Origin of the sequence: Flavobacterium sp., from assembly GCF_043720215.1 — a bacterium.
In the GTDB taxonomy this organism is placed as follows: domain Bacteria; phylum Bacteroidota; class Bacteroidia; order Flavobacteriales; family Flavobacteriaceae; genus Flavobacterium.
In genome coordinates, this window is the sequence record NZ_JAYSSZ010000067.1 from 22217 (window position 1) to 43079 (window position 20863).

17 protein-coding genes are annotated in these 20863 nt (G+C 31.7%); 13 read left to right on the plus strand and 4 right to left on the minus strand.

Annotated elements, in window-relative coordinates:
- The first annotated feature begins 2 nt into the window (after positions 1-2).
- The gene (locus ACHZC3_RS03000; RefSeq protein WP_394758397.1) at positions 3-353 is read left to right on the plus strand and encodes a hypothetical protein; all 351 of its coding nucleotides are present in this window, start codon (positions 3-5) and stop codon (positions 351-353) included.
- 16 nt (positions 354-369) lie between these two features.
- On the plus strand, positions 370-1836 hold the full coding sequence (locus ACHZC3_RS03005; RefSeq protein WP_394758398.1) for a lipopolysaccharide biosynthesis protein: 1467 nt from the start codon (positions 370-372) through the stop codon (positions 1834-1836).
- A gap of 167 nt (positions 1837-2003) precedes the next feature.
- On the opposite strand, the gene ACHZC3_RS03010 is transcribed toward ACHZC3_RS03005, so the two are convergent.
- Complete coding sequence (locus ACHZC3_RS03010; protein WP_394758399.1) at positions 2004-2651, minus strand: hypothetical protein; 648 nt, start codon at positions 2649-2651, stop codon at positions 2004-2006.
- Positions 2652-2884: 233 nt separating this feature from the next.
- Between ACHZC3_RS03010 and ACHZC3_RS03015 the strand changes: the two genes are divergently transcribed.
- On the plus strand, positions 2885-4072 hold the full coding sequence (locus ACHZC3_RS03015; protein WP_394758400.1) for a M28 family peptidase: 1188 nt from the start codon (positions 2885-2887) through the stop codon (positions 4070-4072).
- A gap of 152 nt (positions 4073-4224) precedes the next feature.
- On the opposite strand, the gene uvrA is transcribed toward ACHZC3_RS03015, so the two are convergent.
- Complete coding sequence (gene uvrA / locus ACHZC3_RS03020; RefSeq protein WP_394758401.1) at positions 4225-7023, minus strand: excinuclease ABC subunit UvrA; 2799 nt, start codon at positions 7021-7023, stop codon at positions 4225-4227.
- A gap of 150 nt (positions 7024-7173) precedes the next feature.
- Here uvrA and glpK point away from each other — a divergent pair, with 150 nt between their 5' ends.
- From glpK to ACHZC3_RS03035, 3 genes are read left to right on the plus strand one after another with little or no spacing between them, the layout of a single operon-like run.
- Complete coding sequence (gene glpK, locus ACHZC3_RS03025; protein ID WP_394758402.1) at positions 7174-8661, plus strand: glycerol kinase GlpK; 1488 nt, start codon at positions 7174-7176, stop codon at positions 8659-8661.
- The gene (locus ACHZC3_RS03030; RefSeq protein ID WP_394758403.1) at positions 8661-10214 is read left to right on the plus strand and encodes a glycerol-3-phosphate dehydrogenase/oxidase; all 1554 of its coding nucleotides are present in this window, start codon (positions 8661-8663) and stop codon (positions 10212-10214) included. The genes glpK and ACHZC3_RS03030 overlap by 1 nt, the downstream gene beginning before the upstream one ends.
- 14 nt (positions 10215-10228) lie before the next feature.
- Positions 10229-10936, plus strand: coding sequence for an MIP/aquaporin family protein (locus tag ACHZC3_RS03035; RefSeq protein ID WP_394758404.1), 708 nt, complete (start codon positions 10229-10231; stop codon positions 10934-10936).
- Here ACHZC3_RS03035 and ACHZC3_RS03040 read toward each other — a convergent pair whose 3' ends face one another.
- Complete coding sequence (locus tag ACHZC3_RS03040; protein WP_394758405.1) at positions 10937-12229, minus strand: anthranilate synthase component I family protein; 1293 nt, start codon at positions 12227-12229, stop codon at positions 10937-10939. It abuts the gene before it with no gap.
- Positions 12230-12415: 186 nt separating this feature from the next.
- On the opposite strand from ACHZC3_RS03040, the gene ACHZC3_RS03045 reads away from it, so the two are divergent.
- The 6 genes from ACHZC3_RS03045 (at position 12416) to ACHZC3_RS03070 (ending at position 19683) form a co-directional block, all read left to right on the plus strand.
- Positions 12416-13333 carry a DUF4349 domain-containing protein gene (locus ACHZC3_RS03045; RefSeq protein ID WP_394758406.1) on the plus strand — a complete coding sequence of 306 codons (918 nt, stop codon included), beginning with the start codon at positions 12416-12418 and terminating at the stop codon, positions 13331-13333.
- Between the two features lie 162 nt (positions 13334-13495).
- A complete protein-coding gene (gene guaA / locus ACHZC3_RS03050) occupies positions 13496-15025 on the plus strand; it encodes a glutamine-hydrolyzing GMP synthase (RefSeq protein WP_394758407.1) in 1530 nt (509 codons plus the stop codon).
- Between the two features lie 130 nt (positions 15026-15155).
- Complete coding sequence (locus ACHZC3_RS03055) at positions 15156-17075, plus strand: LysM peptidoglycan-binding domain-containing protein (RefSeq protein ID WP_394758408.1); 1920 nt, start codon at positions 15156-15158, stop codon at positions 17073-17075.
- A 43-nt stretch (positions 17076-17118) separates the two neighbouring features.
- Positions 17119-19035 (plus strand): LysM peptidoglycan-binding domain-containing protein, encoded by a 1917-nt coding sequence (locus ACHZC3_RS03060; RefSeq protein WP_394758409.1) that lies wholly within the window; start codon positions 17119-17121, stop codon positions 19033-19035.
- Positions 19035-19436: an OsmC family protein gene (locus tag ACHZC3_RS03065; RefSeq protein ID WP_394758410.1), complete on the plus strand. Its 402-nt coding sequence runs from the start codon at positions 19035-19037 to the stop codon at positions 19434-19436. The genes ACHZC3_RS03060 and ACHZC3_RS03065 overlap by 1 nt, the downstream gene beginning before the upstream one ends.
- 16 nt (positions 19437-19452) lie before the next feature.
- Entirely contained in the window at positions 19453-19683 is a 231-nt protein-coding gene (locus ACHZC3_RS03070; protein WP_348076065.1) for a DUF3820 family protein, read from the plus strand.
- A 52-nt stretch (positions 19684-19735) separates the two neighbouring features.
- On the opposite strand, the gene ACHZC3_RS03075 is transcribed toward ACHZC3_RS03070, so the two are convergent.
- Positions 19736-20068 (minus strand): DUF4870 domain-containing protein, encoded by a 333-nt coding sequence (locus ACHZC3_RS03075; RefSeq protein WP_394758411.1) that lies wholly within the window; start codon positions 20066-20068, stop codon positions 19736-19738.
- A 181-nt stretch (positions 20069-20249) separates the two neighbouring features.
- On the opposite strand from ACHZC3_RS03075, the gene ACHZC3_RS03080 reads away from it, so the two are divergent.
- Positions 20250-20863: CTP synthase (locus ACHZC3_RS03080; RefSeq protein WP_394758412.1), on the plus strand; the 614-nt coding region annotated here is incomplete at its 3' end.

Here is a 20863-nt window from a genome sequence, read left to right on the forward strand (position 1 = left end):
TTATGAAATACATTTTAATTTTATCTTGCTTTCTATTGTTTTCTTGTTCAAATAAAATTCCTTTTGACAAAGCAAAATGGAATGTGAAAGAGGACGTTTTTTATGATTATCGAGAATTTATGATTGATGATTTATTATCAAAAAAAATTATAATTGGTAAGAATATTCAAGAGTTAGAAGATTTATTTGGAAAATTAGAAGTCTTGGAAGAAGAGAATAATAAAATTATTGTTCAAAATATTGTAACTGATTTTGGATTTGATATTGACCCGATTAAAACGGTTAATCTTGTTATTTATTTAAATGAAAATGATGTTGCAATTAAAACGGAACTTGTAAAATGGGAAAAATAAAGCATAAATTTTAAAAATGGGAATAGTACAAAGTCAATCTATAAAAAACACCATCATTACCTTTTTCGGATTCGGGATTGGAGCAATTAATGCGTTGTTTTTGTACACTACTTTTCTCGGAAAATTGCATTACGGAATTGTGGCTACGGTACTTTCGTTTGCTAATATTATGATGCCAATCATGGCTTTTGGGGCTCAAAATACGTTAATTAGATTTTTTTCGCATTATAAAACAGAGAAAGAAAAAGAAGAATTTTTAACTTTTATGTTATTCTTGCCTTTGGCTTTGGCTGTTCCATTTGGTGTAATTTTTTATATTTTTTACGAACAAATTTCAGCCATCTGGGTAGTTGAAAACCCCACTTTGAGACCATTTTTCTGGACAATTCCAATCGTAGGCTTGTTTATGGCTTATTTCGAGATTTTTTATGCTTGGGTAAAAGTCCACATGCAATCGGTAATTGGAAATTTAATAAGTGAAGTGTTTGTTAGGTTGATTGTTATGAGTTTATTATTTGCTGTTCATTTTGATTGGATTACAAAAGATACTTTTGTTTATTGTCTTGTTCTTGCTTATTTTGTACAGCTTCTAGCAATGAAAATTTATGCGTTTTCTGTAAAAATGCCTGTTTTTAGATTCGTAATCCCAGAGAATTTAAAAGATATTGTTCAGTATTCTTTTTTTATCATTGTTTCTGGTGGTATCGCTGTAATGTTGGTCGATTTTGATAAAGTTATGATTCCGCATTATATGCATGTTAGCAATAACAGTTTATATGCAGTTGCCATATTTATATCGACCGTAATTGTTGTGCCAAGTCGTGCTATGACACAAATTGTGGCTCCAATTACAGCCAAATTAATGATTGAATACAAACATGATGAGCTGAATGATTTGTACAAAAAAAGTGCTATCAATCTGCAAGTTATAGGCGGATTTATTATGATGCTTATCTTTTTGAATATTAAAGAATTGTATCAGATAATTCCAAAAGATTATAGTGGCGGAATTTGGGTAGTTTTTATGATTGGATTGTCAAAATTTTATGATGCACTTCTAGGAAATAACAATTCGATTATTGTAAATACAAAGTATTATAGAACAGTTTTATTGTTTGGGATTTTCACCGTTTTTTTGATGATTGTTTTGAATATGATTTTTATTCCGAAGTATGGAATTGAAGGTTCCGCATTTGCTACCTTACTAACCGTGATGATATACAATACAATCAAACTTATTTATGTGGTTAGGAAAATGAATTTGTATCCGTTTACGATGCGAACTTTGTATTCGTTAGGGATTTTGACGGTTTGTTTTTTGTTATTTTATTTCTGGGATTTTCCTTTTCATCCCATTGTAAATATTGGTTTTAAATCGCTTTTGATTACTATTTTTTATGTTTTTGTAAATTATAAACTAAAAATTTCGGAAGAGTTTAATCAGGTTGTTACTGCAATCATGAAAAAGGCTCGAATATCCTAGCCCAGATGGAAACGGCATCCTTTTTCTTGCTCCTTTAGCAAGGAAAAGATAGAGTGTACAGCTGGATTAGCTCCTAAAAAAAAATAAAAGCTCCACTGTTATTGCTAACGAGTGGAGCTTTGTAAACAAACCAACCTAACCAAATTTATAGGTAACCAGCCTAAAAATTATTTCTTTTCTTCTCTTTTTTCTTCTTCACGATCTTCAATTTTTGCTTTAGTACCATCAGTTTTGTAATAGTAGTAATCGTCTTGATTTGAAGATTCGTTGCTGTAGTTACCATTATTATTTGTGTAACCATTGTGTCCGTTTCCGTGAGTATTTGAATATCCAGAATATCTTTTTACAGTTCCGAAAATATCTACAATTTCGCCTCTACGGTTGTATATAATTTGTAGTCCACCCACTTGAGAAAGAGCAAAACGATTGTATCGCATATATACAGTCCCAATTCTACTTACTCTATCGTTAAAATCGTAGTTAATGAAAGTGTTTCCTACTCTACGAACTCTACCAAAAGCATCGTGCTCGATACGAACTCCGTAATTTTCAGGTCTTCGGTTCACTTCAATAGTCACTCTTTTTCCTGCTGATTTGTAGTGGTAATCACCATGAGAATCATCTGGTCGAGTATTAAAATCGAATTCACCATTTGGGAATACAAAAAACTCAATTCCTCGCTCAGTAAATGATATAGGCTCCTCGAAGCTAAATCTCGCTATTGTTGTATTGTCAGAAAATACAGGATTTTCTGACGCATTTGCCATACTTCCTACCAGGAAGATGCTGGCTACTAAAAGAGTAATTTTTTTCATGATACAATAATTTAATAGTTTGCTTACTCTTTCGATTTTCGGCTTTCTCGAACAAGAATTTTACTTGTTGTATAGGTATAACCAATTTGCGTGCCAAAAATTAAAAGTACATTATGTTTAATATTGATTTTTATTTAAATAATTGATAATTAAACTGTTAAAACTGAATATTTATTGTTTATTTTTACACATATTTTTTGTATATTTGCTAAACCCAAAGCCTACTAATTATTATGAAAACAATTACGCAGAAGTTTATAATTATTTTTTTATTTACCATTAATGGTCTTTTTGCACAAACTTTCGTGCAAGCTTATGCAGATATTGCCAACCAAGTTTCTCAAACTAATGTTACATCAAACCTTACTGACTTTGAGGGATTTGGTATGAAAAGGCGCGGTACATCAGCATTAACCAATACGTTAAATTGGCTAAATACCAAGTATGGTAGTTATGGATATACTTCAACACAAATTGTAGAAGATCCTTATACTTATTCTGGTTCTCCTGTAACAGTAAAAAATCTAGTGGTTACAAAAGTTGGAACATTATATCCTAATATTTTTGTAATTGTTTGTGCACACTATGATTCTATAAACGGTTCCGGTACAAATGATAATGGAAGTGGTACAACTGTATTGCTTGAAATGGCTCGATTATTACAAAATATCCCGACAGAATATTCTATAAAATTCATACATTTTTCTGGAGAAGAAGACGGATTGTATGGAAGCCAACATTTTGTATCTGATGTTGTAAATAGTACTGTTCCTAAGATGAATATTAGATTGGTTTTTAATATTGATGAAGTAGGAGGTATAGCAGGAATGACTAATAATAATATTGTTTGCGAACGTGATATGGGAAATCCTGCAACAAATAATGCACTTTCTAATACTAAAACAAATGAGTTGATTACTTGTGTAGGATTGTATTCTTCGTTAAGTACAACATTAGCAGCTGCTTACTCTTCCGATTATATGCCGTTTGAAGAAAATAATGAAGTAATAACAGGTTTTTTTGAAAAAAATGAAACTACCCATGCCCATACTGCTAACGATTTATTAGTTAATATGGATCCAGTATATGTTTATAATGTTACAAAAGCAGGAGTTGGTGCTTTACAACATTTCGCAATTGCAAGTACAGCCTTGTCTAATGAAGATTTTAATTCTGATTTTCAAGTGAGTTTTTTCCCAAATCCGACTAAAGATTTCATTAATATTAATTTAGGGACATTAACTGAAAAAGAATATCAATTTTCATTGATAGATATAAATGGGAAAGTAGTTTTAGAAAAAACGATTACAAATCCTAATCAGTTAGAAAAAATAAATATTACTAGCCTTATTAAAGGACTTTATTTAGCAATACTAAATGCTGGTGAGAAAAAAATAAGTAAGAAAATTGTAATAGAATAATTATATTTTTCCCACAGATTCACTGATTTTAAAAAAATATATAATCAGTGAACCCAATTTCACAAATTCAGATATATTATAAAATCAGTGTCATTTTTATAAATTAAAATCTTTTATTAATCTTTGAATCTGTGGTAAAAAAATCTAGTTATTTACAACTTCTCCTTCAAATATTTTCCTGTAACTGATTTTTTATTTTTTGCAATTTCTTCTGGAGTTCCTTCAGCAAGTATTTGTCCACCATTTTCGCCTCCTTCAGGACCAAGATCGATAACCCAATCTGCACATTTTATCATGTCTAGATTGTGTTCGATAACAATAATAGAATGCCCTTTTTCGATTAAAGCATTAAACGATTTGAGTAATTTCTGAATATCATGAAAATGTAATCCCGTTGTTGGTTCATCAAAAACAAATAAAGCTTTTTCTTTGGTCGCGCCTTTTACTAAAAAAGTAGCGAGTTTTATTCTTTGTGCTTCGCCACCAGAAAGTGTCGATGATGATTGTCCTAATTGCACATATCCCAAACCAACATCTTGCAAAGGCTGTAATTTTTGCGAAATTTTAGTTTGTTTTGTGTCAATAAAAAAGGTTAACGCCTCGTCGATAGTCATCGTCAGAATATTATCGATATTTTTTCCTTCAAAAGTAACTTCAAGCACTTCTTTTTTGAAACGTTTGCCGTTGCAAGTTTCACAAGGCAAAGAGACATCTGCCATGAAAACCATCTCAACATTGATAGATCCTTCTCCTTTGCAGGTTTCGCAACGACCACCATCAACATTAAACGAAAAATGTTTGGCTTGATAACCGCGATTTTTAGAGAGTTTTTCTTTGGCATACAACTCTCGAATATCATCGTAAGCTTTGATATAAGTTACTGGATTAGAACGGGAACTTCTTCCAATTGGGTTTTGATCTACATATTCGATATGATGGATTTTGTGATAAAAACCACGCATTTCAGTAAACTGACCAGCTTTTTCGCCCACGCCATCAATCTTTTTTTGCATCGCTGGAAAAAGTATTTTCTTAACCAAAGTACTTTTTCCTGAACCCGAAACGCCTGTAATTACCGTAAGCATTTCTAACGGAAACTTAACATCTACATTTTGTAAATTATTCTCACGAGCACCTAATATTTCGATATAAGTAGAGGATTTTCGTCTGGTTTTTGGCACTGAAATTTCTAAATCTCCGTTTAAATATTTTGCTGTTAATGATGATGATTTCAATATTTCATCAAAAGTGCCTTGCGCAACGAGTTCTCCACCAAAAGTTCCTGCTTCTGGACCAATATCAATAATCATATCGGCGGCTTTCATAATATCCTCATCGTGTTCGACCACAATTACAGTATTTCCTAAATCACGAAGTGAAAGCAATACTTTGATTAGCCTTTCGGTATCTTTTGGATGTAAACCAATACTTGGTTCGTCTAGAATATACATAGAACCTACTAAGCTACTTCCTAGGGATGTTGCCAAGTTAATTCGTTGTGATTCTCCACCAGATAATGTAGCTGAGTTTCTATTTAAGGTTAAATAATCTAAACCAACTTCTTGCAAAAATGACAATCGGCTGTTTATTTCTATGAGTAGTCGCTTAGCAACTTTCGTATCGTATTCAGACAATTCCATCCCTGCAAAAAACTGGATTGTATTTTTTATTGGTAAATCGACTAATTCAGGAAGTGTTTTTCCATTTATTTTTATATTATAAACTTCTTGACGAAGTCTTTTTCCTTTGCAAGCATGACATTTTGTTTTTCCTCGATAACGAGAAAGCATGACGCGATTTTGTATTTTATAGTTTTTTTCTTCTAGCTCTTTGAAAAAGTTATTAAGCCCTTGAAAATAATTATTTCCTTTCCAAACCAAATCTTTCTGTTCATCAGTCAGTTGAAAATAAGGCTTGTGTATAGGGAAATCGAACTTATGACTGTTGTTCACTAATTCGTCACGAAACCAACCCATACTTTCGCCACGCCAAGGAAATATAGCATTTTCATAAACAGATAAGGCAGTATTTGGAATCACTAATTCTTCGTCAATACCAATAATATTTCCGTAACCTTCGCAAACAGGGCAAGCTCCATAAGGATTATTGAAACTGAATAAATGAACATTGGGTTCTAGAAAAGACATTCCATCTAATTCAAAATTTGAACTGTATGTATATTTTTTATCTGAATTTACTTCATGTAACGAACAAATTCCTTTGCCTTCATAAAAAGCGGTTTGCACAGAATCTGCTAGTCTATTAAAGAAATCTTCCTCTCCAGAAGTTTCAGGCCGTACAACTATTCTATCAATAACTAAAAGTATATCTTTATTATCTAATGAATGTTGGTCAATTTCATCCAAACGTATCATTTCATTAGTAACTAAAATTCTTGCAAAACCTTGCTGTAATAGTACTTTAAGCTTGTCTTCTAGTTTGCGACCTTCTTCCAAATGAATAGGAGCAAGGAGCAACCATTTGCTATCTAAATCGAATGTTTTTATGTCGTTTATAACATCAGAAACTGTATTTTTTTTAACTTCAAGACCAGAAAGAGGTGAAATAGTTTTCCCAATTCTTGCATATAATAATTTTAGATAATCGTATATTTCTGTAGAAGTTCCAACTGTTGAACGAGCATTAGTAGTATTAACTTTCTGCTCAATTGCAATTGCAGGAGCAATACCTTTTATATATTCTACTTTTGGCTTGTCTAATCGTCCTAAAAATTGTCTCGCATAAGATGACAGACTTTCTACATACCGGCGTTGACCTTCGGCATACAAAGTATCAAAAGCTAAGCTAGATTTTCCTGAACCTGATAAACCCGTAATAACGACTAATTTATTACGAGGTATCGCAACATCAAGGTTTTTCAAATTATGAATTTGAGCACCTTTTATAATAATATTTTTTTTAGGTTCTAGAGTAGAAATATCAGTTTGCATACAGAAAAATCAATTTTAACAAAGGTAATCATTTCTAAAAATAGAAATAGTATTAATAGTAATTCAATTTTTTGAAATTTAAGTTTTTTGAATTTAATTTTGTTAACTAACTTTTTTATCTTTGAAAGATTACCAAACCAAAACCAACTTATGTTAAAATACATTCTCTCCTTAGACCAAGGAACGACGAGCAGTCGCTCAATTTTATTTGATAAAAATGGAAACGTAATAGCAACAGCTCAAAAGGAATTCGATCAAATTTTTCCTCAACCAGCATGGGTAGAACACAACCCGATGGAAATTTGGGAAACACAAGTCGCTACTATTCATGAAGTAATAAAATCTGCTAATATTTCAGTTTTAGAGATTGCAGCAATTGGTATCACAAACCAGAGAGAGACAACAGTTATTTGGGACAAAAATACAGGAGAACCAATATATAATGCTATTGTTTGGCAAGATAGACGAACTGCATCTTTTTGTGATGAACTTAATGCAAAAGGAGTAGACAAAACGATACAGCAAAAAACAGGATTAGTTGTCGATGCTTATTTTAGTGGAACAAAAGTAAGATGGATACTAGATAATGTAGCTGGAGCAAGAGAGAAAGCTGCAAATGGAGAATTGTGTTTTGGTACAATAGATACATGGTTACTTTGGAAATTGACTAATGGAAAAGTTCACGCAACCGATGTTAGTAACGCTAGCCGAACCATGCTTTGCAATATTTCTAATTGCGAATGGGATAATGAGTTACTAGAAATTCTAAATGTACCAAGTTCAATATTACCAAAAATATGTAGTAGTAGCGAAGTTTACGGATACACAAATATCCTTGATGAAAAAACAGAGATTCCTATTTCAGGAATTGTTGGAGATCAACAAGCTGCATTATTTGGACAATTGTGCACACAACCAGGAATGGTAAAAAACACTTACGGAACAGGTTGTTTTATGCTGATGAATACTGGTGAAAAAATGATTCCGTCATATAATAATTTGCTGACAACAGTTGCTTGGAGAATAAAAGGAAAAACTCATTATGCCCTCGAAGGTAGTGTTTTCATAGCAGGAGCAGTTGTGCAATGGCTTCGTGACGGACTTGGAATCATAAAATCATCGGATGAAATAGAATCATTAGCTCAAAAAGTCGAAACTACCGACGGAGTTTATGTTGTGCCAGCATTTGCAGGACTTGGTGCTCCTCATTGGAATCAACATGCTCGAGGAACCATAACTGGACTAACTCGAGGAAGTAATTCATCTCATATTGCACGAGCCGCACTCGAAAGCATAGCTTATCAAACAATGGATGTGTTAAAGGCTATGGAGGCTGATAGCGGTATTAGTATCAAAGTGTTACGTGTTGATGGTGGAGCTACAAAAAATAATTTATTGATGCAGTTTCAAGCCAATGTTCTTGATACTAAAGTTATTCGTCCGGTAGTAACTGAAATTACAGCACTTGGAGCAGCATATTTAGCAGGTTTAGCAGTTGGTTTCTGGAAATCTGTAGATGAAATACAAGAACAATGGCAAATCGAAAAAGTATTCACCTCAGAAATATCTGATTTAGATAGAAATAATTTGATTAATGGTTGGCAAAAAGCAATTCAAGCAACGGTTTCAATAGCATAATGAAAAGAGAAGAGCAACTAAGAAAATTAGAACAAAATTCAGAGTATGATATCATCATTATTGGTGGTGGTGCAACAGGTTTGGGTTGTGCTATAGATGCTGCTACTCGTGGCTATAAAACACTTTTGTTAGAAAAACATGATTTTGCTAAAGGAACATCTTCTAGAGCCACAAAGCTTGTTCATGGTGGTGTGCGTTATTTGGCACAAGGTAATATTCGTTTGGTTCGTGAAGCACTTCTAGAGAGAGGAAGATTACTCAAAAATGCACCACATGTTTGTAAAACTTTATCATTTGTTATGCCATCTTACAAATGGTACCAAAAATGGTATTATGGAATTGGATTATGGATTTATGAATCACTTTCTGGAAAATTAAGTCTAGGCGCAACTAAATTTTTATCAAAATCAAAAACATTAAGTTACTTGCCAGATGTTTCACAAAATAATCTATCGGGTGGTGTTCTTTATTTTGATGGACAATTTGATGATAGTCGATTAGCAATAAATCTAGCCCAAACTGCTATCGAAAATGGAGCAACTATTATTAATTATTTTGGAGTTTCAAATTTTATAAAATCAGAAAATAAAATTATTGGAGTTACTGCGAAAGACACTTTTACAGGAAAAGAAATCAGTATAAAAGGCAAAGCAATTATAAATGCAACAGGTGTTTTTGCTGACGATGTATTGCAACTTGCCGAAGGAAATTTCCAAAAGACAATTGCACCATCACAAGGAATACATTTAGTAGTAGAAAAGCACTTTTTTGCAGGAAATACTGCGATGATGATTCCAAAAACAGATGACGGACGTATTCTATTTGTAATCCCGTGGCACGATAAACTTATTTTAGGAACAACAGACACACCAATAAAAAAAGTTTCAACCGAACCAAAAGCTTTGCAAGAAGAAATAGATTTTGTAATAAGTCATTTCAATAGATATACAACTTCAGATATAAAATATAGTGATGTAAAAAGTGTTTTTGTTGGTTTACGACCTTTGGCAAAAGTAGAAAACAAAAATGCTACAAAAGTTATGCCTCGTGATCATGTTATCAAAGTTTTACCTTCTGGACTTATTCACGTTACTGGAGGAAAATGGACTACTTATCGAAGCATGGCTGAACACACAATAGATAAAGCCATTCAGTTTGCAGGATTAGATTTTGTGAGTTGTAAAACAAAGCATTTGAAGATTCATGGCTGGTCAGAAAAGATATTAAATTCACATCTTTCAATTTATGGTTCGGATGTAATTTATATACAAGAATTAATTAAAGCAGATAATTCATTAGCCGAAATACTCCACCCAAATTATCCGTATACAAAAGCAGAAGTAGTTTGGTTTATCCAGAATGAAATGGCGCAAACAATAGAAGATATTTTAGCTAGACGAATTAGATTATTATTTATAGATGCAAAAGCCGCAATAGAAACTGCACCAATAATTGCTGATATTTTTATTAAAACTAATGACAAAACAACAACTTGGAAACAACAACAATTAGAAGAATTTAATATTTTAGCAAACAATTATTTAATTCATTAAAAAAACAAACAATTATGAGTCCATTTTTAGCAGAATTACTAGGAACAATGATAATGATTATATTAGGAAACGGTGTTGTTGCCAATGTTGTTTTAGCAAAAACAAAAGGCAATAATAGTGGCTGGATGGTTATTACATTTGGCTGGGCAATTGCAGTTTTTTGTGGAGTTTATATTGCTTCTCATGGTAGTGGAGCACATTTAAATCCTGTTGTTACTATAGCATTGGCTAGTTTTAATAATTTCCCATGGAATGAAGTGCCCATGTATATTGCGGGGCAATTTTTAGGTGCTATGATTGGATCAATAATTGTATATTGTATGCATAAAAACCATTATGACGAAACCGAAGATGCTGGATTGATAAAAGCTACTTTTTGTACAGAACCAGCTATTAGAAATACATTTTATAATGTTCTTTCTGAGATTATAGGGGCATTTGTATTAGTTTTTGGAGTGTTATTTATGACCTCATCAGAAACCTCGTTAGGAACATTAAATGCTTTGCCAGTAGCCTTATTAGTTTTAGGAATTGGACTATCTCTAGGAGGAAGTACAGGTTATGCAATAAATCCTGCGAGAGATTTAGGCCCACGAATTATGCATGCTATTTTGCCTATAAAAAACAAAGGAACCAGCGATTGGGGTTACAGTTGGATTCCTGTTGTGGCACCAATAATAGGTGGTTTGTTAGCTGCATTTCTTTTTAAAGTAATTATGTAATTAGCTGTTTTTTAAAACACTTAACATCGCTACAGCTTTCAATAAGCACTCTTCATATTCATTTTCAGGATTAGATGCTGCTGTAATTGCACTTCCAACGGAAAAAGAAACATATTTTTCATCAGAATTATACAAAATACTTCTAATAACCACATTAAAATCGAAATTGCCAGTAGGAGTAAAATAACCTATTGCTCCACTGTATAATCCACGTTTTGTTTCTTCTAAATCTTCAATAATTTTCATGGCAGAAATTTTGGGAGCACCAGTCATACTACCCATTGGGAATGTTGATTTTATAATATCTACTGGCGAAGTTGTATGCAAAACTTCTGAAATAATTGTCGAAATCATTTGATGCACTTGTTTGAAAGTATGAATCTCGCACAATGCTGAAACTTGAACGGATCCTTTTGTAGCAGTATGCGATAAATCATTTCGAACTAAATCTACAATCATAATATTTTCAGACCGTTCTTTAGTATTTTGTGATAATTCTAGTTTCGATTTTTCATCTTTAATAGTATCAGAAAAACGCTTTGATGTTCCTTTTATAGGCTGCGAAATAACTTTTGTTCCTTCCTTTTTTAAATAGCGTTCAGGTGAAGCCGATAACAAATAATTAGTATTGTTTTTAAAATATACAGCAAATGGAGGCTCTGAAATAGCATTTAGTTTATGGTATATTTCTATTGGATTAATTTCAGTGTTTTTAGCAAAAAACTCCATACAAAAATTTGCTTCATAAATATCTCCACGATGAATATGAGTTAATATTTCACTAACTTTTTCTAAATATTTTTCTTTAGAAATTTGTTGTTCAATTTTAAGATTGGCAATCTGAAATCTGAAATCTAAAATCTGAAATCTAATATTTTCAAAATCGAACTCAACCTCATCATCACACATATTTAAGTAACAAATTTCTAATTGATTTCCTTTTAACAAAAAAAGTTTTTTAGGTTGAAAAAAAAATAAATCAGGAAAATGTAAGCCATCTTGATTGTTTGAAACCAAATCTTCGGTATCATTTTTTAAATCATAAGATAAATAACCAAAAAGCCAATCACGAGTTTGCGACTGGTATTGTTTTAAATCCTCAAAAACATTGTGATAGTCTGTTTTTATTGATGTGAATGCATCAACTGCACAAACACAATCATAACTCGAATATGTATCAGGATAATTATTACTGTCTAGAAAAACGACTTCTCTAAACTGATTCCCCCAAGCCAAAAGTTGCTTTTTGAATAAAATTGGATCTTGTAAATCCTTAAAAATAGATGTTCTCAAATCGAAAATGAATATTTAACAAAATTACAACATTTTCTGACTAATGAATCAAAGTTTTTGGCACAGTTTTTATACGAATTAGAATTATATATTAACAAATAAATTCATATTAAATATTTGATTGAAAACTACCTTATTAGCATTTTTTAAAAACTGTAACCTCAATTAATATTAAATATGAAATTTATGAAAAAAACTCCAACAATCGGTTTGGCATTACTGCTAGTTGCAATTGCCTTTTCTTGCAAAGATCGTGCTGCCGAAGCACCAACAACCGAAGAATCTGCAGCAGTAATGGAAGAATCTGTAACTACTGAAGCAAAATCGGCAACTTCTTCATCGGCGGCTGTCGAACCCATGAACTCTAAGCGAAAAGTTATTAGAACGGCAGACATTAAGTTTAAAGTAAAAAATGTATCCAAATCGACCTACGCCATTGAAGATGCAACTACACAATTTGGTGGATTTGTAACTTATACAAATCTTCAGAGTAATGTGTCTGATAAAGTAGAAACAAAAGTGAGCCAAGATAGCACGCTGGTTACGACTAGGTTTACTGTCGAAAATAACATTACAATTCGAGTTCCAAATACTAGATTAGACACAGTAATAAAAAGCATAGCTAAGCAAATTGATTTTCTAGATTTTAGAGTTATAAAAGCTGATGATGTTACTTTGCAAATGTTGTCTAACGAAATGGCTCAAAATAGAAGCGAAAATTCTGAAAAAAGAATTGAAAAAGCGATTGATACTAAAGGAAAAAAACTCAACAATATTATTGATGCCGAAGACCATCTAGATGATAAAAAATTGCAAAAAGACATACATAAACTCGAAAATTTATCCTTAAAAGATCAAGTGAATTTTAGCACACTTACTTTGCAAATTTACCAGCGAGAAACTGTAAAACAAGAAATGGTTGCTAATGAGAAAAGCATCAATGCGTATAGACCTAATATTGGTTTGCAAATATGGGAGAGTCTTAAAACAGGTTGGTTTATGTTAGAAGGAATTATTGCATTTATAGTTCAATTATGGGGAATAGCATTAATTGCGGTTTTAGGTTACTTTGGCTATAAAAAATATCTAAAAAGTAAGATGTAAGCTTCTGGAAAATTAGTAGTTTAAAAAAATCCTAAAAGTTGTGTGAATTTTATTAAAAAGAGTTTGACTTTGATTAAAGAGCCAAACTCTTTTTTTAAATAATTTAAAGATAAAAACCTGCGATTAAACTTTCAAATTTTGTAAAAATGTCTATTTTTGCACATGCAACACAACGTACTAATTTTAGATTTCGGGTCACAATACACACAACTTATTGCCCGTCGAGTTCGCGAATTAAATATATTCTGCGAAATTTTTCCATTCGATAAAATCCCTTCGGATTTATCCAGTTATAAAGCTGTAATTCTTGGTGGAAGCCCATTTTCGGTTCGTTCCGAGGAAGCTTTGCATCCAGATTTATCACAAATTCGAGGCAAATTGCCATTGCTGGCCGTATGCTATGGAGCTCAATATTTAGCTCATTTTTCTGGTGGAGAAGTAGCCGCATCGAATACTCGTGAATATGGTCGCGCGAATTTGACTTATATTAAAGAAAATGAAACCTTCTTTGAGAATGTAAATCTCAATTCACAAGTTTGGATGTCCCATAGCGATTCAATAAAAAATTTGCCTACAAACGGAATCAAATTAGCAAGTACAAACGATGTGGAAAATGCAGTTTACAGAATAGAAGGCGAAACAACTTATGCAATACAATACCATCCAGAAGTATATCACTCGACCGATGGTAAGCAAATGTTAGAGAATTTCTTGGTAAAAATAGCAGAAGTTCCTCAAAACTTTACGCCTAACGCTTTTGTGGAAGAAATGATAACGGAATTGAAAGAAAAACTACAAGATGACAAAGTAGTTTTAGGACTTTCAGGTGGAGTCGATTCGACAGTAGCAGCGGTTTTATTGCATCAAGCCATTGGTAAAAACTTATATTGTATTTTCGTGAATAACGGATTGTTAAGAAAAAACGAATTCCAAAATGTATTAGATCAATACAAAGGAATGGGTTTGAATGTAAAAGGTGTTGATGCTGGTGATAGATTTCTTTCTGAACTAGCAGGAATTTCTGATCCTGAAACCAAACGTAAAACTATTGGACGAGTTTTTATAGAAGTTTTTGATGATGAATCAAAAATTATAGAAGATGTAAAATGGTTGGCTCAAGGAACAATTTATCCAGATGTAATTGAATCGATTTCTGTAAAAGGACCATCAGCAACAATCAAATCACATCATAATGTAGGTGGTTTGCCTGATTATATGAAATTACAAATTGTAGAACCTTTGCGTATGCTTTTTAAAGATGAAGTGCGTAGAGTAGGAGCAACTTTAGGAATTGATGCTGAATTATTAGGAAGACATCCGTTTCCTGGACCAGGATTATCTATTCGTATTCTGGGAGATATTACGCCTGAAAAAGTTCAAATTTTACAAGATGTAGATGCTGTTTTTATTAATGGATTAAAAGAACATGGATTATATGATAAGGTTTGGCAAGCAGGAGCCATTTTGCTTCCAGTAAATAGTGTTGGAGTTATGGGCGATGAGCGTACTTACGAAAAAGTGGTTGCCCTGAGAGCAGTAGAATCGACCGACGGAATGACTGCCGACTGGGTACATCTTCCTTATGAATTCTTGATGAAAGTCTCAAATGATATTATTAATAAAGTGAAAGGTGTAAATAGGGTTGTGTATGACATTAGCTCGAAACCACCTGCAACTATCGAATGGGAATAGTTTTTTTAGATGAAAACCTGTTTTTTATCGATGAATGGATTCGATAATCAAAAATGTTAAAATAAATTATGATAAGTCATTACATTGGATAACTTTGTAATGACTTATTTTTTTAAACAAATCTTATCTTATGAAGTATTTAGTGGTATTATTTTTATGTATTTCAAATTTTGTTTCTGCACAACAAGAAAAAACACTCACTCATAAAGTGACAAAAGGAGAAAATATTTTTCAAATTGCAAAAGCATATAATATTACTCCATCGGATATTTACAAAGTGAATCCTGGCACTGAGAATGGTGTTCAAGAAAATCAGATTATAATTGTACCTAATAATCTGTCTATTTCTTATAATTTAAAAAAAGCAGATACTCCAATTGTAAATTCTCAAATAAAACATTTAGTCTTATCGAAAGAAACACTATATAGTATCTCTAAGCAATATAATGTTGATGTCGAAAATTTAGAAAAAACAAACGAAGAAGTACTCAAGCTAGGTTTGCAAGAAGGACAAACATTAATTATCCCTGAAGCAATCAAAGTTAGAGCAATTTCTACTATTTCTGGAAATAAAAACAATCATCAAGTACAAGCTAAAGAAACACTTTTTAGTATTGCTAGACAATATAATGTTTCGGTGCAGGATTTAGATAATTCTAATACAGATGTCCTAAAAGACGGATTGCAAATTGGTGAAAATATTGTTATTCCAAACAAGAAGAAAACATTAAACGGTCAAGCTAGAATTATTAATACAGAAACAATTTTTCATATTGTTGAACCAAAAGAAACAAAATATTCAATTGCAAAAAAGTATGCTATTTCTATCGAACAATTAGAAACACAAAATCCTGAAATTATAAATGGGTTAATAGAAGGCAATAAATTAGCTATTAATGTAAAGCAAATAAAACCAAAAAACGACAACGAAGAACTCATGATTGCTCTGGCAGAAAAACAAGCTGCTATTGAGAAAAATAAAGCTAAAACTGTCGAAATTGAAGATTTGCAAGACAAACTAATTGTTCAGAAACAAATGAATCAAAAAGTTTTAAAAGTCAATTCATTAAAAGTCAATCTTAATGAAATTGATGAAACTAAAGGAGGTTCTGCTCAAAAACTGAAACTGGTTTTGGAAGCCAATAAAAATATTCAAGAGATATTAATCTCAAAGCTAGATTCACTTGTAGTGACAATGGGTGATGATCTTGAAATGCTTAAAAATAAAGACATTGATGACTTAGAAGAATCTAAAAAAGCAGAAAGAGATTCTTATAAAAATATAGGACAAACAAACGAAATGTTAATGGATCTTAAAAAAGATTTAGCAGATAACAGAAAAATATATACTGGATTAATGAATAAAGTGCAACGTATTAATTTGCAAGAAAATCACGAATACAAGAAAAAGGTAAACGAAAACCAGAAAATAAAAAACAATCCTAAAGAAGATGTTGAATTGCTAGAAGTGATAAAAAAGATTCAAACCAAACAAGAAGAAAACGAGAAGCGTAACAAACAATTGTTTACAAAAATAGATTCACTTGGCGTAGAAAAAAATGCGGAGTTAAAACGCAGAATATCTAAAGCTACTTTTTATAGCTCAGAAGCTAGAGATTATGATGATAAATTAGCACAAGCAAAACTAAAAAGATATCAGAAAAATGCTTTAGAAACCAACAAAAATTTGGCTAGTAATTCTCAGAAAAAACCATCTGCCGAAGAAATTAGAAAATCACTAAAAGACAAGGATTACAACGAAAATAAAGCAGTGAAAATTGAAGTTCTCAATAACCTAAAAGATGTAGAAGAGGGTTTTTATCTTATTGCAGATGCTTTTCCAGAAGCTGGACCAAGAGACGCTTTTGCAAAACAACTTACGGATTTAGGCGAGGTAAATACAGGATTTTTTTATAATATTAATATATTCAAATATTATGTTTTTACTAAAAAATTAAAAAATGCTGACGAATCTCTTTTTGAATATAATATAAAGAAGGAAAATCCTCTTTATAAAAATATGTTTATTGTTCAAATTCAAAAAGAATAATAAAACGGCACGTTTTTAGTTAAATACTATACAAATTTACGACATGAAATACCTTATATATATCGCATGCTTTTTGTTTTTTGGAACCAATATTTCATTGGCACAATCAACAAATTTGATAAAACACAAAGTGCAAAAAGGAGAAACGATACCTGAAATTGCCAAAAAATATAACGTAACTCCTTTAGATATATACAAACTAAATCCTGATGCACAACAAGGAGTCTCAGAAAATACAGTTTTATTGATTCCTAATAAAACCAAACAAAAAACGGAAACTATTTCAACTAATAATGCAAAAAAGCATACTGTTTTAGCTAAGGAAACCTTGTATAGTTTGTCTAAATTATATAATGTTTCTATTTCAGATATAGAAAAAGCGAATGTCGAAGTGCTAAAAGAAGGGATGAAAATAGGAACTATTTTAGTTATTCCAGCAAAAGGAAAGTCAAATCCTATTGAAACACCGAAACCGAATGCTAGTAAAACTTCTGTTTACCACCAGGTTCAGCCTAAAGAAACAAAATACGCTATCGCAAAGCAATACGGAATTACCATCGAACAATTAGAAAAGCAAAATCCTGAAATTGTAAATATTGAATTGCCAATAGGTTATAAACTTTATATAAGTGGAGAAAAATCTGTCGTAGAAACAAAACCAATCGTTACTCCTGTATCAGTTCCAAAGCCATTAGAGAGTTTGTATATAATAAAACCTAAGGAAACGTTATATAGTATTTCAAATCAATTTGAAGTAACACAAGAAGAATTAGTAGCATTAAATCCAGAGTTAAAAGATGGTGTGATAGAAGGAATGTCTATCAAAGTTCCTATAAAATCATCAGCTTTAGTCGTTAAAAAAGAATACAAAGATTTAACCAAAAGCATCCGAAGCGGAACAAACAAAAAACTAGCTATTTTACTTCCATTTAATTTGACAAAGCTAGATCAAGATACAATCAATTCGACCAAAGCTCGACTCAAAAAAGATAAATTCTTGAATATGACGCTTGACTTTTATTCAGGCTCTTTAATGGCGATTGATTCTGTCCGAAAAATGGGATTAAATGTAGATGTGACTATCTTAGATTCTAATGAAACCAAATCAACTTCTAATGTAACAAGCTTAGTTCAAGATAATAATCTAAAAACTTTCGATGCGATTATTGGTCCATTTTACCAAAATAATGTCGAAAAAACAGCTAGTTTATTAAGTGAGAATAATGTACCAGTAATTTCGCCATTGTCTAAAGATTATGATAAAAAATTTCCAAATTTAGTTCAAGCAACACCATCTTCAGACGATATAAAAAATGCCATGTTCGATTTTATGCGAGCAAAAAGCGGAAATATAATTGCCATTGTAGATCCGAAGAAAGCTGCAATAAAGCAATATATTTCAGAGAATCATAAAGATGTAATTTTTGCCGAATTTACCGAAAAAGGAAGTCTAGACATAGAAAAATTGAAATCTCTTTTAATAAAAGACAAAACCAATTTTGTCATTATGGAAACCGAAAAAACAAACCTTATTTTGAGTATAACCAATACTTTATCAGGTTTGTTGTCCAGTTATGATGTAAAATTAGTGATTTTAGGAGAAAATGATGCTTTAGATTATGAGGAAATTTCGATGACTCGATTAACCAAGTTAAAAATGCATTATCCATCACTTACTCGTGTAAACGATTCGGACGAAGCAACTATTTTCGAGAATACGTTCAAAAAGAAAAATAGAATCCTTCCCAATCAGTTTGCAACTCGTGGTTTCGATGTCACTTTTGATGTTTTATTGCGTTTGGCACAAGAAAAATCCATAACTGAAACACTAAATGATTCAGCAACAGAACAAATTGAAAACAGGTTTTACTACAAACAAAATCCAGATGGAGGTTATACAAACAAAGGCGTTTATATCTTATTTTACGATACAGATTTAACCATAAAAGAAGCAAAATAATGACATCAAAAATAACTTATTTAGGCGATTTAAGAACATCATCTGTTCACATACAATCGGGAACCGAAATTCTTTCGGATGCACCAATAGATAATAACGGGAAAGGAGAAGCATTCTCACCAACCGATTTAGTTGCCAATGCTACAGGAAGTTGTATGATGACTATCATGGCAATAAAAGCAAGAGATTTGAATGTCGATTTAGTAGGAACTACTATCGAAGTTATTAAAATTATGCAAGCCGAACCTAGAAAAATTGCTAGAATAGAAATCATCATGAATATCCCGATTTCAGTCAATGAAAAAACAAAAATTATTCTAGAAAGAACAGCTATGAATTGTCCTGTTTTATTAAGCTTAAATCCAGATATTGAAAAGGATATTACTATAAATTGGAAATAGTATAAGACATTAAACTTTGGACACAAATCAAAAACAACTCATCAAATTAGCTCACACTAAAATGCCTTTTGGTAAATACGAGGGCTATTTTCTTATAGATATTCCAGAATATTATATTGTTTGGTACAGTAATAAAGGTTTTCCAAAAGGAGAATTGGGAGAACAGCTCAAATTAATATATGAACTCAAACTAAACGGTTTAGAAGAACTAATTAGAAACATAAAAAAGAAATACCCAAAACCATAAAAAAATCCTGTCTTATTTTTAAGACAGGATTTTGCGTTTTAAAATTATAAATTTACTTAATAAAATCAAATTTATCAACAAATAAATTTCCAACTAACGGAACTGGTTTTTCTTCTTCATTTACGGCATTTACAATACCAATTATCCAAAGAACAAATATTCCAAGACCAATAATTGTAAATAAAATACTTGCAGAAGGAGCAAAACTTACCACAACACCTTCAATAATAAAATTTAAAATTCCTAAAAGTGCTAATCCAAAGGATTGTTTTAAATGAAATTTTGCCAAAGAGGATTTTTCAGGATTATTGCCATACATAATAAATGCAATTACCCATCCTATAATGGTAATATAGCTAATGATTGAAATTGTTTTTTTGTTCATAATATTTGTTTTTTTGGTTGGTTAGATTTCAAATATAAAAAATTAATTTTGAATAATTAGAAATTTTTACCAAAAAAAGTATTGAAAATTAACTAGTAATTGTCAATTTTCCATTGCTAATTATCAATTAATAATTGTACTTTTGCCACGTTTTTTTACACAACTACAACAACACAACACAATGAATCAAACAAAATATATTTTTGTTACTGGAGGCGTTACTTCTTCTTTAGGAAAAGGAATTATTGCCGCATCGTTAGCAAAATTATTACAAGCAAGAGGTTATAGGACAACCATACAAAAGTTCGATCCTTATATAAATGTCGATCCTGGAACACTAAATCCGTACGAACATGGCGAATGTTATGTAACAGATGATGGAGCAGAAACCGACTTAGATTTAGGGCATTACGAGCGTTTTTTAAATGTTCCAACATCTCAAGCAAATAATGTAACAACGGGAAGAGTTTATCTTTCGGTTATCGAAAAAGAACGTCGTGGCGAATTTTTAGGTAAAACCGTTCAAGTTGTTCCTCATATTACAAATGAGATTAAAGAACGCATGCAATTACTAGGAAAATCAGGCGATTATGATATAGTAATTACAGAAATTGGAGGAACAGTAGGGGACATAGAATCATTACCATACATCGAATCTGTACGTCAACTGGTTTGGGAATTAGGCGAAAATAACGGAATTGTAATTCACTTAACGTTAGTGCCTTACTTAGCTGCAGCGGGAGAATTAAAAACAAAGCCAACGCAACATTCGGTAAAAACCTTGATGGAAAGTGG